Annotated in this window: 17 protein-coding genes and 1 pseudogene; 13 read left to right on the forward strand and 5 right to left on the reverse strand. The window is 63.0% G+C overall.

All coding sequences use genetic code 11. From position 1 onward, the window contains the following. Positions 1-132, forward strand: a pseudogene (locus DNK59_RS31115) (enoyl-CoA hydratase); the annotation flags it as partial. 32 nt (positions 133-164) lie between these two features. Here DNK59_RS31115 and DNK59_RS31120 read toward each other — a convergent pair. Continuing rightward, a complete protein-coding gene (locus DNK59_RS31120; protein WP_110725806.1) occupies positions 165-929 on the reverse strand; it encodes an SDR family oxidoreductase in 765 nt (254 codons plus the stop codon). A gap of 494 nt (positions 930-1,423) precedes the next feature. Between DNK59_RS31120 and DNK59_RS31125 the strand changes: the two genes are divergently transcribed. From DNK59_RS31125 to DNK59_RS31135, 4 genes are read left to right on the forward strand one after another with little or no spacing between them, the layout of a single operon-like run. After that, on the forward strand, positions 1,424-1,999 hold the full coding sequence (locus DNK59_RS31125) for a PAAR domain-containing protein (RefSeq protein ID WP_110725807.1): 576 nt from the start codon (positions 1,424-1,426) through the stop codon (positions 1,997-1,999). Next, positions 1,999-2,331 (forward strand): type VI secretion system amidase effector protein Tae4, encoded by a 333-nt coding sequence (locus tag DNK59_RS32225; protein ID WP_256596741.1) that lies wholly within the window; start codon positions 1,999-2,001, stop codon positions 2,329-2,331. The genes DNK59_RS31125 and DNK59_RS32225 overlap by 1 nt, the downstream gene beginning before the upstream one ends. Further along, positions 2,328-2,570 (forward strand): T6SS effector amidase Tae4 family protein, encoded by a 243-nt coding sequence (locus DNK59_RS32230; protein ID WP_256596742.1) that lies wholly within the window; start codon positions 2,328-2,330, stop codon positions 2,568-2,570. The genes DNK59_RS32225 and DNK59_RS32230 overlap by 4 nt, the downstream gene beginning before the upstream one ends. Further along, entirely contained in the window at positions 2,570-2,974 is a 405-nt protein-coding gene (locus DNK59_RS31135; RefSeq protein WP_371920330.1) for a hypothetical protein, read from the forward strand. The genes DNK59_RS32230 and DNK59_RS31135 overlap by 1 nt, the downstream gene beginning before the upstream one ends. A gap of 202 nt (positions 2,975-3,176) precedes the next feature. On the opposite strand, the gene DNK59_RS31140 is transcribed toward DNK59_RS31135, so the two are convergent. Both DNK59_RS31140 and DNK59_RS31145 read right to left on the reverse strand, forming a co-directional pair. Next, entirely contained in the window at positions 3,177-4,328 is a 1,152-nt protein-coding gene (locus tag DNK59_RS31140; protein WP_110725809.1) for an acyl-CoA dehydrogenase family protein, read from the reverse strand. 4 nt (positions 4,329-4,332) lie between these two features. Beyond that, on the reverse strand, positions 4,333-5,439 hold the full coding sequence (locus tag DNK59_RS31145; RefSeq protein ID WP_110725810.1) for an enoyl-CoA hydratase/isomerase family protein: 1,107 nt from the start codon (positions 5,437-5,439) through the stop codon (positions 4,333-4,335). A 460-nt stretch (positions 5,440-5,899) separates the two neighbouring features. Here DNK59_RS31145 and DNK59_RS31150 point away from each other — a divergent pair, with 460 nt between their 5' ends. The 8 genes from DNK59_RS31150 to DNK59_RS31185 all read left to right on the forward strand — a co-directional run bounded on the left by DNK59_RS31150 (position 5,900) and on the right by DNK59_RS31185 (position 12,648). Further along, positions 5,900-6,679 (forward strand): transporter substrate-binding domain-containing protein, encoded by a 780-nt coding sequence (locus tag DNK59_RS31150; protein ID WP_092314809.1) that lies wholly within the window; start codon positions 5,900-5,902, stop codon positions 6,677-6,679. A gap of 72 nt (positions 6,680-6,751) precedes the next feature. Next, entirely contained in the window at positions 6,752-7,477 is a 726-nt protein-coding gene (locus tag DNK59_RS31155) for an ABC transporter permease (protein WP_092314811.1), read from the forward strand. Continuing rightward, positions 7,474-8,184 carry an ABC transporter permease gene (locus tag DNK59_RS31160; protein ID WP_092314813.1) on the forward strand — a complete coding sequence of 237 codons (711 nt, stop codon included), beginning with the start codon at positions 7,474-7,476 and terminating at the stop codon, positions 8,182-8,184. The genes DNK59_RS31155 and DNK59_RS31160 overlap by 4 nt, the downstream gene beginning before the upstream one ends. A 64-nt stretch (positions 8,185-8,248) precedes the next feature. After that, positions 8,249-9,010 carry an ABC transporter ATP-binding protein gene (locus DNK59_RS31165; protein WP_092314815.1) on the forward strand — a complete coding sequence of 254 codons (762 nt, stop codon included), beginning with the start codon at positions 8,249-8,251 and terminating at the stop codon, positions 9,008-9,010. A 12-nt stretch (positions 9,011-9,022) separates the two neighbouring features. Then, a complete protein-coding gene (locus DNK59_RS31170) occupies positions 9,023-9,502 on the forward strand; it encodes an Lrp/AsnC family transcriptional regulator (RefSeq protein WP_092314817.1) in 480 nt (159 codons plus the stop codon). A 254-nt stretch (positions 9,503-9,756) separates the two neighbouring features. Next, positions 9,757-10,695: a citrulline utilization hydrolase CtlX gene (gene ctlX, locus DNK59_RS31175; RefSeq protein ID WP_110725811.1), complete on the forward strand. Its 939-nt coding sequence runs from the start codon at positions 9,757-9,759 to the stop codon at positions 10,693-10,695. Next, a complete protein-coding gene (astA, locus tag DNK59_RS31180; protein ID WP_092314821.1) occupies positions 10,692-11,726 on the forward strand; it encodes an arginine N-succinyltransferase in 1,035 nt (344 codons plus the stop codon). The genes ctlX and astA overlap by 4 nt, the downstream gene beginning before the upstream one ends. A gap of 58 nt (positions 11,727-11,784) precedes the next feature. After that, a complete protein-coding gene (locus DNK59_RS31185; protein ID WP_092314823.1) occupies positions 11,785-12,648 on the forward strand; it encodes a LysR family transcriptional regulator in 864 nt (287 codons plus the stop codon). Between the two features lie 108 nt (positions 12,649-12,756). Here the strand turns inward: DNK59_RS31185 and DNK59_RS31190 are convergent, their stop codons facing one another. Together DNK59_RS31190 and DNK59_RS31195 are read right to left on the reverse strand one after the other, a co-directional pair. Continuing rightward, a complete protein-coding gene (locus DNK59_RS31190; RefSeq protein ID WP_110725812.1) occupies positions 12,757-13,461 on the reverse strand; it encodes an HPP family protein in 705 nt (234 codons plus the stop codon). A 274-nt stretch (positions 13,462-13,735) separates the two neighbouring features. After that, entirely contained in the window at positions 13,736-14,251 is a 516-nt protein-coding gene (locus DNK59_RS31195; RefSeq protein WP_110725813.1) for a GNAT family N-acetyltransferase, read from the reverse strand. Positions 14,252-14,276: the final 25 nt, after the last annotated feature.

Here is a 14,276-nt window from a genome sequence, read left to right on the forward strand (position 1 = left end):
TTCGAAGTCAGCCTGTCCGAAGGCGTGCGCTTCGAGCGCCGGGTATTCCACGCCGCCTTCGCCACCCAGGACCAGAAAGAAGGCATGGCCGCCTTCATCGCCAAGCGTGATCCGCAGTTCAAGGATCGATAACCGCAGCGTCCCCGCACCCTCAACCGCAGCGCTTAGCTGCGGTTGATTGAGACACCCCCCTCAACCAGCATCGCCGTCCCGCTGACGAAACTGGCGGCGTCCGACGCGAGGAACAGCGCTGCCCGGGCAATTTCCTCGGGACGGGCGAGGCGCTTGAGGGCATGCAGGTTTTCGACAAAGGCTCGTTTCTCAGGCGTGTTGGTGGCTGCTCGGCCCATTGGCGTGTCGGTGCCCCCGGGCAGCAGCGCGTTGGCACGAATGCCATGGGGGCCTTCTTCAGCGGCGATGACCTGGGTCAAGCCGATCAGCGCGGCCTTGCTCGCGGCATACGCCGCCATACCGGGAAAACCGACGCGGTGCCCGACAAAGCTGGAAGTGAAAATGATCGAGCCTGCGCCCCGGCTGCGCAGAACAGGCAACTGGTACTTGGCCCCCAGAAAGGCACTGGTCAAGTTGCAGTCGAGCACGGCCTGCCACTGGCCCAGGGTCAACTCGGAGACGGAGCGGCTTTCACCGGTCATTCCGGCGTTATTGAACGCTATATCCAATCCACCGAAACACTCCAGCGCCAGCGCTACAAGACGTTCGGCCAGTGCCTCGCTGCGAATGTCACCCGCAACCCCGAGTGCCTCGCCACCGGCTTGCTGGATCTGGGCGACCAACGCATCCAGTGCGTCGCCGCGACGGCCAGTCACTATCAGGCGCGCACCCTCTTGGGCGAACAGCCGGGCGGCAGCCTGACCGATTCCCGACGTGGCCCCCGTGACAATCGCGACCTTGTCTTGCAGTTGTTTCATGATCGACCTCCTTTGCATGAGCGTTGAGCCAACCATAGGCCGCTGCGAGCGGCGCTGAACTCCGGATCTTGCGTTGAAAATCTTTTTGAACGCACCGCGCCAACTACCGCCTGCCCACCTGTTCGATCGCGAACAACATGGCTTGGGGGAGCCCTTGCACGGCAGATCGCGCTTGGCAAAGAGGGCGGCCATGGGAGCAAAAAAAATCGCAGCCAGGGCTGCGATTTTTTGTTTCAACTGGCATCTCACAGTGCTGCCCCGGTCCTGATCACGAGAAAACACCGCCCGGAGCTTTGCGATAAGTCCTATAGGTTTCGCCTGAATTCTTTTGTTAGGTTGCCGCTCGCTCAAGAAGGGATGCCAGTGCGTCAAAGGCACTTGCAGTTCACGTTTTCCGTTACGTAAGCGCGGGTGGAGTTCGAAGCTGTTGAATTCACCCTGAAAGAAGCGATTAGCGAACCTTTCTGACTTATATCCATGAGAGGGAGACTCAAATGGGACGAAAAATGATCGGGATAGGATCACCGACTTCAACGGGAGGGCAGGTACTTGAGGGAAATACAGGTATCAGTATCGATAGTGCGGTTGAAACCTCATCCGTAGGGCACTTGGCAAGTTGCCCAGTATGCATTAAAGGTCAAGGGCCTATAGTCGCTGTTGGGCCAAGAACTATAATTTTTCCGGCGGGGCCGGTTGCTCTAGAAGGAGACTATGTAGCCTGTGGTTGCCCAGCTGGGGCCAATACTGTGATTGCTGGCCAGTCTTCAGTCTATGGTGGAGCCGAGCATGCCAGCGCAACTGTTTTGCCGGTTCTGCTCGGACCTAAAACCATACACAGTATCTTCCTCTCGTATGGGGCGGAACAAACCCCCATTGAATCTGTTTCTCGGTTTTATGTAGATCTGAATGTTCATGTAAAAACCACGGGATATCTTCCGGGTGAAAGGGTTTCGGTCACGTTAAGCGAACCTGTCGGACAGAGCTTGTCTGGTGTTGTTGCTGCAGATGGTGTAGCCAATATCATGAATGCGTTTGACGGGATAGTGATTGACATGGAAGGAAAGTGCTAATGAGCAGGATAGCTATAACTGGCCGCGGCGCTTCTTTGATCGTGGATGCAAGGCGCCCGCGCTTTAGTACGTTATGGAAAGCCTATGCGGAAGTCGGTCACAAGGATTCTGAGAGCGTATACCAATTGGTTGGTGGGCAAGTGGAAGCGCACAGGGCCGAAAAGCCCGCTGACTATGTGAATGCCTGTGCATTGAGACTGAGCAGGGCATTCAATTATGGAGGGTATAAAATACCCAAAGGTGACATTGTCAAAGGAATCCCAATTTACAGACTGCGCGGGGCAGATGAACTCCCCTACATCATGACGGTCGAGGTTTTTTTGAGTTCTTGAAACATAACTGGAAGAAGCCCGATCATGAAGTCAAGCCAAACAATCTTGGCTATATCAACGGAAAACAAGGTATTTTGGTTATGTTGATATCTGGTTGGAGTGATGCAACAGGGCACGCAACTTTATGGGATGGGAAAACTACAGGGGATGGCAGCGACTACCATCGACTGGATGGCGCTGCATACAAAAATCCCAAGGTAAAACTCGTGGTTATTTATTTTTGGGGGCTAAAAGGATGATGCGTTCTGTTTCGGCTTTCTTTTTGTATCTACTGTGCTCTGTTGCCGTCAGTGCTGCTGATCTGCCCAAAGCTCGTCAAATGCTCAAGAATTACGGGCTGGCTAATTGCATCGATAGTCAGTTCAAGGAGCAGTCGGCAATCAAGGAGGATATTTCGCTGGCCATTGGTGCCTACCATTTCATGGGAAAGGGAATGCACTCGATAGTCCAGAACGAAGACACTCTAGAGACTCTGCATGACCCTTATGCAGTAACGGAAAAGTTCATCCTGAATGCCTACCAGCATACCTCGGCCTTGAGTAAGAACTCCCCCCGCAAGATGGTGTTCTATGGATGCCTGGACGTGTACAACTCCCAGGAATTTGACACTTTTATCAGAACCCAGGATCAGTATGTTCGGTAAAAGAACCGGGTATCCAATGACGTCATTCTGATTGGCAGCAACCTTAGAGTACGGGTCGAGTTATGCGGCTCTTGTAATGGCCGACTCACAGGCGCTGGCGCGGGACCTGGTTCAAGGGCCTCTTCGCCAGCCAGCCGGCTCCTAAGGAGCCCAACCAAAAATCGCAGCCAGGGCTGCGATTTTTGGTTGGCGACGCTGCTTTCTACAGCTGGTAATGCTTCAGCTCGCGGGCGATCAGCAGGCGCTGGATCTCGCTTGCGCCTTCGTAGATCTGGGTGATCCGCGCATCGCGGTAGTAGCGCTCCACCGGGTAGTCCTCCAGATAGCCGTAACCACCATGGATCTGCATCGCCGAGGAGCAGACCTTCTCGGCCATTTCCGAGGCGAACAGCTTGGCCTGGGAGGCTTCCGACAGGCACGGCTGGCCGGCGCTGCGCAGGCGCGCGGCGTGGAGGATCAGCAGGCGCGCGGCATTGAGCCGGGTGTGCATGTCGGCCAGCAGGTTGGCGATGCTCTGGTGCTCGATGATCGGCTTGTCGAACTGCACCCGTTCCCGGGCGTAGGCCAGGGCCGCCTCGAACGCGGCGCGGGCGATGCCCAGGGCCTGGGCGGCGATGCCGATGCGGCCACCTTCAAGGTTGGACAGGGCGATGGCCAGGCCCTTGCCCCGTTCGCCCAGCAGGTTGGCTTCGGGGATGGTGCACTGGTTGAGGGTGACCGCGCAGGTGTCGGAGGCGCGGATGCCCATCTTGTGTTCGGTGCGGTCGACGATGAATCCGGGGGTGTCGGTGGGCACCAGGAACGCCGACAGGCCTTTCTTGCCCAGTTCCGGGTCGGTCACCGCGAAGACGATGGCCAGTTGGGCGCGCTTGCCGTTGCTGACGAACTGCTTGGCGCCGTTGATCACCCACTGGCCATCGCGCAGTTCGGCGCGGGTGCGCAGGTTGTGGGCTTCGGAACCGGCCTGGGGTTCGGTCAGGCAGAAGCAGCCGATGGCCTCGCCGGCGGCCAGGCGCGGCAGCCATTGCTGTTTCTGCTCCTGGCTGCCGTAGTTGAGAATCGGCCCGCAGCCCACCGAGTTGTGGATGCTCATCAAGGCGCCGGTGGCACCGTCGCCGGCGGAGATTTCCTCCACCGCCAGGGCGTAGGCCACGTAGTCCAGGTAGCTGCCGCCCCATTCCTCGGGGACCACCATGCCCAACAGGCCCAGCTCGCCCATCTTGCGCACTAGGGCGTCGTCGATCCAACCGGCCTTTTCCCAGGCCTGGGCGTGGGGCGCGATCTCGCCACGGGCGAAGTCCCGAGCCATGTCGCGGATCATCACTTGTTCTTCGCTCAGTTCGATGTCGTGCATGAGTTCAGCTCCCGCTGCCGTCAAAACCGCTGAAGAAGCTCGCCACCCGGCCGGCGTCGAGGGCCGCCAGGGTCGGTGGGTTCCAGCGGGGGGTCTTGTCTTTGTCGATGATCAGGGCGCGCACGCCCTCCATCAGGTCGCCGCGCTCGAACCACTGGCGGTCCAGGTGCAGCTCCAGGGCGAAGCATTGCTCCAGGCTCAAGTGACGGCCGCGGCGCAGCATCTCCAGGGTCACGGCCATGGCCAGGGGCGAGCGGGTTTCCAGCAGGTCGGCGGTGCTCTTGGCCCACTCCTGGCTGTCGGCAACCGTGACGCTGCGCAGTTGCTCGACGATGCTCGGCACGTCCGGCAGGGCGAAGAAGTGATCGATGGCCGGGCGCAGGGCTTGCAGCGGCGCGGCGGGCAGGCTCTGCACCGCCAGCTTGGCCAGCAGGCCTTGCAGGTCCTTGAGTGGCGAGTCGCTCCAGTGCAGGCGATCCAGGCGCTGGTTCAGCAGTTCCAGCTTGCCGCTGTCCAGGTGCCAGTCGGCCAGGCCGCAGTACAGGGCATCGGCGGCGCGGATCTGCACGCCGCTGACGCCCAGGTAGATGCCCAGCTCGCCGGGTATCCGCGAAAGGAAGTAACTGCCGCCCACATCCGGGAAATAGCCGATGGCCACTTCCGGCATCGCCAGGCGGCTGCGTTCGGTGACCACCCGCAGGTCGGCGCCTTGCACCAGGCCCATGCCGCCGCCGAGTACAAAGCCGTCCATCAGCGCCAGCACCGGCTTGCGGTAATGGTGGATGGTCAGATCGAGGGCGTATTCCTCGACGAAGAAGTCCTGATGCAGGGTATCGCCGCCTTGATAGCTGTCGTACAGCGAGCGGATGTCGCCACCGGCGCAGAAGGCCTTTTCACCGGCGCCGCGCAGGACCACCGCATGGATCAGCGGGTCCTGGGCCCAGGCGTTCAGCTGGCGTTGCAAGGTGCGCACCATCGACAGGGTGATGGCGTTGAGTCCGGCGGGGCGGTTGAGGGTCAGGTGACCGATGTGGTTGCGCACCTCGACCAGCACCTCGTCCGAGGTGGCGTCGAGGTCCCGTGTCGTCTGGGATGAAACCTGAGCAGTCATCACTAACTCCCTGCTTTTATTGTTTTTTGTTTGAGGCTCGCGCGCGAGCGTCGGCGGATCGTAACAGTGCAAATTTGCCGATTACAACCCCGAAAGATGCAGGTCGACTGTGCATTTTTGCATGGCGAAAAATACTTTCCGGGCCTTGCACAACGGCTCTGGGCCAAGGTCTAGAGCCGTGACGACAGAATCGGCTGTGAAATAGCCGTTATCAGCCGATCCGGGCTGTTTCAGACGCCCCTTACGACACCTGGGACGCTCCGGCTGTTGGCATTCTGGCGTTCCGTTGCAGCTTAGACCGCGGCAATCGGAGGCAGCTCGGGCATTGACCGCCGGGCCTGCCCACTCACAACAAGAACTCGACTGCGGCGACCCCGCACCCACTCTCTGCCCCTGTCACAAGTGGGGTCCGACGTCAGCGCCGGACCGCTATAAATCCAAATAATCCGGGACTCTGAAGATGACTAAAAAATGGCTGGCCGTGCCGCTTCTGGCAATCGCGTGCGTTTCCCTGGGCGCCAGCGCCAAGGAATGGAAGGAACTGCGCTTTGGTGTCAATCCAAGCTATCCGCCCTTTGAATCCAGTACCGCCGACGGCGGCGTACAAGGCTTCGGTGTCGACCTGGGCAATGCCATCTGCGCCGAACTCAAGCTCAAGTGCGTATGGATCAGCAACGACTTCGACGGCCTGATCCCGGCGCTCAAGGCCGGCAAGTTCGACGCCATCGAATCGTCGATGACCGTCACCGATGCACGGCGCAAACAGATCGACTTCAGCGACCGGCTGTACGCCGGGCCGACGGCCATCGTCACCCGCAAGGGCTCGGGCCTTGAGCCCACCGGCGAATCCCTCAAGGGCAAGACCCTGGGCTACATGCAGGGCACCATCCAGGAAACCTACGCCAGGGCCAAGCTGGGGCCGGCGGGGGTCAAGCTGCGGGCCTACCAGAACCAGGACCAGGTCTACGCTGACCTGGTCTACGGCCGCCTGGACGCTTCGATCCAGGACAAGCTGCAGGCGCAGATGAGCTTCCTGGCCTCGCCCCAGGGCGCCGACTTCGAGAACAGCGCCGGGATCAGCGACCCACTGGTGCCGGCGGAGATCGCCATCGGCCTGCGCAAGGACCAGGACGAACTCAAGGCCATGCTCAATGGCGCGATCAAGGCCCTGCACGAGAAGGGCATCTACGCCCAGATCCAGCGCAAGTACTTCGGCGACCTCGACCTCTACAACAACTGATCGCCCCTGGCCGGCCCCGGGACAGGCGCGATCCGTCCCGGGCTCGGCCGTGGCGACTGCAAGGTGATTGGCGTGAATACCTCGACGACTCTTTTCGGCCTCGACCTGTCGGTCCTGCAAGGCTACGGCCCGCTGTTGCTGCACGGTGCCTGGATGACCCTGAAACTCTCCGCCCTGGCGCTGCTGGTGAGCATGGCCCTGGGCCTGTTGGGCGCAGCCGCCAAGCTTTCGCCCCTGCGCCTGCTGAACCTGCCGGCAACCTGCTACACCACCCTGATTCGCGGGGTGCCGGACCTGGTGCTGATGCTGCTGATCTTCTACAGCCTGCAAGGCTGGCTCACGGCCCTGACCGAGCTGCTGGACTGGCCCTACATGGAAATCGACCCCTTCGTGGCCGGGATCATCACCCTGGGCTTCATCTATGGCGCCTACTTCACCGAAACCTTTCGCGGGGCGCTGCTCAGCGTGCCCCGGGGCCAGCAGGAAGCGGCCGCCGCCTTCGGCCTCGGTCGCTGGCAGCGCTTTCGTTTCGTGGTGTTCCCGCAAATGATGCGCTACGCCTTGCCCAGCCTGGGCAATAACTGGCTGGTGCTGCTCAAGGCCACGGCCCTGGTGTCGATCATCGGTCTGTCGGATCTGGTCAAGGTGGCCCAGGAAGCCGGCAAGAGCACCTTCAACATGCTGGACTTCCTGCTCCTGGCGGCAGCCCTGTACCTGCTGATCACCAGCGCCTCGAACCAGCTGCTGCGCCTGCTGGAACGGCGCTACAACCAAGGCGTGCGAGGGCTGTCGCGATGATCGAACTGATCCAGGAATACTGGCGGCCGTTTCTGTTCAGCGACGGCGAAACCCTGACCGGCCTGGCCATGACCCTGTGGCTGCTGGTGGCCAGCCTGGCCATGGGCTTCGTGCTGTCGCTGCCCCTGGCGATCATGCGCGCCTCCCACTGGGCCCTGTTGCGCTGGCCGGTGCAGCTGTTCACCTATGTGTTTCGCGGCACGCCTTTGTATATCCAGCTGCTGATCTGCTACAGCGGCCTGTACGGGATCGCCGCGGTACGCGAGCAACCGTTGCTGGAAGCCTTCTTCCGCGACGCCATGAACTGCACCTTGCTGGCCTTCACCCTGAACACCTGCGCCTACACCGTGGAGATCTTCGCCGGCGCCATCCGCAGCATTCCCTACGGCGAGATCGAGGCGGCCCACGCCTATGGCCTCAGTGGCTGGCGCCTGTACCGACGGCTGATCCTGCCCTCGGCGCTGCGCCGGGCACTGCCGTACTACAGCAACGAAGTGATCCTGATGCTGCACGCGACCTCGGTGGCCTTCACCGCCACCATCCCGGACATCCTCAAGGTGGCCCGGGACGCCAACGCCGCAACTTTCATGACCTTCCAGGCCTTCGGCATCGCCGGTCTTCTGTACCTGGGCCTGTCTTTTGGCCTGGTGGCGGCCTTCCGCCTGGCGGAGCGGCGCTGGCTGAGCTTCCTCGGCCCGGCTCACTGACGCTCCTTTCCTCCTTTTTCTATCCGGAACCTTGCTGTCAGCGGCGGGGTTCCAGGAGTCTGCGATGTACAAATTGACGGTTGAAAATCTCTACAAGCGTTTTGGTGACAACGAAGTGCTCAAGGGCGTCTCGTTGAAAGCCCGGGCCGGAGACGTGGTGAGCATGATCGGCGCCAGTGGCTCGGGCAAGAGCACCATGCTGCGCTGCATCAACTTCCTGGAGCGGGCCGATGCCGGGGCCATTGCCCTGGACGGCGAGGCGATTGTTACCCGCGATGCCCCAGGCGGCATGCAGGTGGCCAGCCCGGCCCAGTTGCAGCGCCTGCGCACGCGCCTAGCCATGGTGTTCCAGCACTTCAACCTGTGGAGCCACCTGAGCGTGCTGGAAAACATCATGCTGGCGCCATGCCGAGTGCTGGGCATTGGCCGCAAGGAGGCCGAAGCCAGTGCCCGGGCCTACCTGGACAAGGTGGGTTTGCCGCAGCGGGTGGCCGAGCAGTACCCGGCGTTTCTTTCCGGGGGCCAGCAGCAGCGGGTGGCAATTGCCCGGGCCCTGGCGGTGGAGCCGCAGATCCTGCTGTTCGACGAGCCGACCTCGGCCCTGGACCCGGAGCTGGTGGGGGAAGTGCTGAAGGTGATCCAGGCCCTGGCGGAAGAAGGGCGGACCATGCTCATGGTCACCCATGAAATGGGCTTTGCCCGGCAAGTGTCGAGCCAGGTGTTGTTCTTGCATCAAGGGCGGGTCGAGGAGCAGGGGAGCGCGGCCATTCTCGACCAGCCACAGAGTGAACGTTTGCAGCAGTTTCTATCCGGCCGTTTGAAGTGAGGGAAGGCATCCATGGCGGACATCCGCGAATTGTCGATCGTGCTTGATCGAATCGACCAGGCGATCATCGAGGTTTTGCGTCACGAAGGGCGCATCACCTACCAGAAACTCTCCGAGCGCGTGCACCTGACCCCCAGGCCTTGCCTGGAACGGGTGCGCAAGCTGGAGCAGCTTGGGGTCATCCGTGGCTACGGGGCGATCCTCGATGAAAAGAAACTGACCCCGGGGCTGTCGCTGCTGGTGCTGGTGGCCTTGTCCAACCAGAGCGGGCGTGCGGCGCAGAAGGCCTTCGAGGCCAAGGTCCGCGGCTGTCCCCAGGTGCTGGAGTGCCGGCTGATCAGCGGCGCCTTCGACTACAGCCTGCGCATGCGCTGCCGCGACATGGAGCATTACCGGGTGCTGACGGAAGTCTGGTTCGACGATCCGGACCTGCACATCGACAAACTGGTCAGCCACCCCGAGCTGGCCATGGTCAAGACCGGCATGGAATAACCCCGGTCACCGCCTTGCGTAGAAGCCGGCTTGCCGGCTAAGCGCTCCGCAAGCCTGGCGCCGTCCATTAGACGCCGTCGCTGGCAAGCCAGCTGCTACGGCCAGCATGCCGCTGCGTTCAGGGGGGGCGAAATCGGCTGGGGCCACCTGTGCTTTCAGCCATTTCCTGCTGTGCAAACCCGTCGTTCAGCCGGGTTTTGCCCCTGCAAAAAATCACAATGAGCGCCTCTGAAAACTCATTGATTGTGTGCCCCATGCAGACCACTGACAGCGTTTTGATGATTCGCCCCACGCGTTTCGCCTTCAACCAGGACACCGCCGACAACAATCATTTCCAACGCCCTCCGGGTGCCGCCGAAGACGTGCAGGCCAAGGCCCTGCAGGAGTTCGACGGCTACGTCGCGACGCTGCGCGAGCACGGGGTCCGGGTGCTGGTCCACGAGGACAGCGCGGCGCCCCATACCCCGGATTCGATCTTTCCCAACAACTGCTGGAGCAGCCACCCGGATGGCACGCTGGTGCTGTACCCGATGCAGGGGCGCAACCGCCGACTGGAACGCTACAAGGGCGTGCTGGCGCACCTGCACGCGCAGTATCAGGTGACCCGCACCCTGGACCTGACGCCGCTGGAGCAGCAGGAGTCGTTTCTCGAAGGCACTGGGAGCATGGTCCTGGATCGCCAGCAGCGGATCTGCTACGCGGGCTACTCGACCCGCACCCACGCCCGGGCCCTGGACCAACTGGTGCAGCACCTGGGTTATGAGCTGTGCGCCTTTCATGCCCGGGATCGCCACGGCGCGCCGATCTATCACACCAACGTGATGATGAGCGTCGGTCGCCGGCTGGCCCTCGCTTGCCTGCTGGCCCTGGACGATGTTGACGAACGCGCCGCCTTGCGCCAGCGCCTGGAGAGCAGCGGCAAACAGCTGCTGCCCTTGACCTGGGCCCAGCTGGAGTCCTTCGCCGGCAATATGCTCGAAGTGCACAACAGTGCCGGCGAGCCACTTTTGGTGATGTCCCGCAGCGCCTGGCGCTCCCTGGACGCCGAGCAACGGCGCCTGATCGAGCAGCACGTGCAGCCCCTGCCGGTGAACATCGACACCATTGAACGCATCGGTGGCGGCAGCGCCCGCTGCATGCTGGCGGAAATCTACCTGCCCGAACGTCAACCTCAACTGGAGCACTCGCGATGATCGTCCGTCCCGCCACCCAAGCCGACCTGCCGGCCCTGCTGGCCCTGGCCCACAGCGCCGGAGCCGGCCTGACCACCTTGCCGGCCGACGCCGGGCGCTTGCGCTCGCGCCTGCAGTGGGCCGAACAGACCTTTGCCGGCCAGGCCTCCCGGGCCGACGCCGACTACCTGTTCGTGCTGCAGAGCGGGCAGGGCGAAGTGGTGGGCATCTGCGCCCTGGCCGGGGCCGTGGGCCTGCGCGAGCCCTGGTACAACTATCGTCTTGGGTTGTTTGTCGCCGCATCGAAGAACCTCGGTATCAACCAGCAATTGCCGACCCTGTTCCTGGGCAATGACATGACCGGCCAATCGGAGCTGTGCTCGCTGTTTCTGCATGCCGATCATCGCCAGGGACTCAACGGGCGCTTGCTGTCCAAGGCGCGCTTCCTGTTCCTGGCCGAGTTCCGCGAACTTTTCGGCGACAAGGTGATCGCCGAGATGCGCGGTTACTCCGACGAACAGGGCGTATCGCCGTTCTGGGAGGGCCTGGGCCGGCACTTCTTCAAGATGGATTTCGCCGATGCCGACTACCTCACGGGGTTGGGCAACAAGACCTTCATCGCCGAACTGATGCCCAAGTTTCCCTTGCCCACCTGCCTGTTGCCGGAAGCGGCGCGGGCGGCGATCGGCCGCGTGCATCCCAATACCGAGCCAGCCCTGGGCATGCTCAAGGCCGAGGGTTTTGCCTTCAAGGACTACATCGACATCTTCGACGGCGGGCCCTTGATCGAATGCGCCACCGGCGAGATCCGCGCGGTACGCGACAGCCAGGTGCTGCACCTGAGCATCGGCACGCCGGGGGAGCAGGCCGAGCCCTACCTGATTCACAATCGCCAGTTCGCCGACTGCCGGATCGGCGCCGCACCGGCGCGGGTGGCGGCCGGCAGCCTGATTGTCAGCGCGCAGAGCGCCAAGGCCCTGGGGCTTTCGGCCGGGGCGTCAGTGCGGGCGGTGAGCCTGGCGGTGCCGGCCCGGCAAATGTCCGCGGCCTAGCGGCGCGGTGCGGCGAGCGCCGCTACAATGGCGCTCGAATTTTTGCCGGCGAGGCACCATGGACATCGATCTGGCGCGCACCTTCCTGGAAATCGTCCGCAGCGGCAGCCTGATCGCCGCTGCCGAGCGCCTGCACCTGACCCAGACCGCCATCAGCGCCCGGGTACAGAACCTGGAAGGCCAGCTCAACTGCAAACTGCTGGTGCGCAACCGCGCCGGCGCCCGACCCACCGCCGACGGCGAGGCCTTCATCGCCTACGCCAACCAGCTGGTGCAGACCTGGGAGGCGGCCCAGCGCGACCTGCCGCTGCTCGACGGCTACCACAACGTGTTGCACATCGGCGGTGAGCCGAGCCTGTGCAACCCGCTGATGCTCAGCTGGGTGCGGCGCCTGCGCCAGGCGCTGCCCAATCATGCCTTGCGCACTCAGATCGGCGACGGCGCCAGCCTGCAGCGGCAACTGGAGCTGGGGGTGCTGGATGCGGCGCTGGTGTTCCAGCCGCTGTATTCCCCGGGTTTGCAGGTGGAGCAATTGCTGGAGGAAAAACTGATCCAGGTGCGTTTGGCGGGGCGGCCGGAGCCCTATGTCTACATCGATTGGGGCGAGGACTTCCGTCGCCAGCATGACGCCGCCTTGCCGGAGCAGGCCAGGGCCGCAGTGGGCTTCAACCTGGGGCCACTGGCCCTGCAGTTCATCCTCGATGCCGGCGGCAGCGGCTATTTTCGCACTCGCGTGGTGCAGAGCTACCTGGACAGCGGCGTGCTGGAACGGGTGGAAAAGGCCCCGGAATTCAACTTCCCCACTTACCTGCTGTATGCCCGGGAGCGTGACTCGGCGCAGTTGCAGCAGGCTTTCGCGGTGTTGCGCGAGGTCATCGAACAAGACCACGACTGGTCCCAGCGCTGGTCACCGATGATCTGAACTCCGGCGCCCCTTGCGGGGCGAATGGGCCCGCCAGTCAGGCAAGGGTCCTGAGGACGCCTTCGCTGGCAAGCCAGCTCCTACGAAGGGGGATGGGCGGCTGGGGCGTCACGGGCGCGAGGACAGGACCTGGCCGATGCTGCGGCGGCGGGCGTGGGCTTGGCTGGCGTGGATCAGTTGTTCGAGGTCTTCGGGGGTGACATCGAAAAACTCCTCCATCTCGGCCAGGGCCTGCTTCAGGTCTTCGGCGCTGATCGCCAGGCTGTCGCTCGGGGTGGCCGACGGCAGGATCGTCGGGGCATCGCTCGGGCCCTTGGGGTAGCGAATCCGCGTCAGGTTGTTGTAGACCAGGGCACTGCCCAGGAGACTGGCCGCCGCTAGCATCACCGGGCCCAGTTCACGCCAGTCCAGCGCCACGCTGGCTGGATCGGCCAGCACCAGGGTCAGGGCCAGGGCGCCGGCCGGCGGATGCAGGCAGCGCAACCAGCACATCAGCACCAGGGCCATGCCCGCCGCCAGGCAGGCGCTGCCCAGGGTACGCCCCAGCACATGGGCCACCAGCAAGGCCACGACCCCGGCGCACAGGTAACCGCCCAGGATCGACCAGGGCTGGGCAAGAGCGCCGGAAGACACGGCAAACAGCAGCACCGCCGAGGCCCCCAACGGACCGATCAGGTGCAGCGCCACCGGCATGCCGAACACCTGGGCGCAGAGCCAGACACTGAGCAGGGTGCCCAGGCCCATGCCGATGGCGGCGCGGCTCCATTCCAAGGGGCGGGTATTGATGGCGGCGGGTTTCCAGCGGGCAAGCATCGGCAACGGGGTCCACGGCTAAACGACGGGCAAAAAGAAGGGCTTGTCTGGATCACCAGAAAGCCCTTGAACGTTCCAACATTTGGGGGAGGAACGGGCACAGTGTGCCGAGCCTTCATGCAGCTGACAAATTCATAATAATGCTGGTTTAGTGCATTTATTTTGCTGCTTTACACCTGTAAGAGCCGGCTTGCCGGCGAACAGGCGTGCAAGCCTTGCACCGGCCAGGAAATCGCCTTTCGCTGGCAAGCCAGCTCCTACCGCCAGCTGGGTTCTACAGGGGCAGGCGCATGGCGCAGCGGCGCGCCGCGGGCAGGCCGTGTTGCGCTTCTTCGGCCAGGACCTGACGCAGGCGCGGGCTCAGCTGGGCCGGCTGCAGGGTGACAAAGCCCTGGCGCTGATAGAAAGGTTCGTTCCAGGGCAGTTCGCGGAAGGTGCTGAGGGTCAGGGCCGTGAGCTGCTGCTCCAGGGCGAACTCCCGCGCCGCCTGTAACAGGCGCTTGCCAATGCCCTGGCCCTGGTGGCCAGTGGCAACGGAGATTTCCCACACATGCAGCTCGCGCTCGCAGATCTGGGCGTTGAGAAAGGCGCAGCGGGTGCCGTCGGCGGTCACCGCGACCCACACCGGGTGCTGGCGGATGGGGTCGCGCTGGCTCTGGGCATCGGCGACTTCGGCGTCGGCCAGCCAGGCCAGTTGCGGATCACTGCGAAAAAGGTCGGCAGCCGAGGTTTCAATGGCGGGGAGGAAGGCGGCGTCGGCCACCCGCGCCCGGCGGATCAGAATGGTCATGGGCGCGAGTGTAAGGAGCCGGCGG

This window comes from Pseudomonas sp. TKO26, from assembly GCF_003225665.1.
GTDB classification, from domain to species: domain Bacteria; phylum Pseudomonadota; class Gammaproteobacteria; order Pseudomonadales; family Pseudomonadaceae; genus Aquipseudomonas; species Aquipseudomonas saponiphila.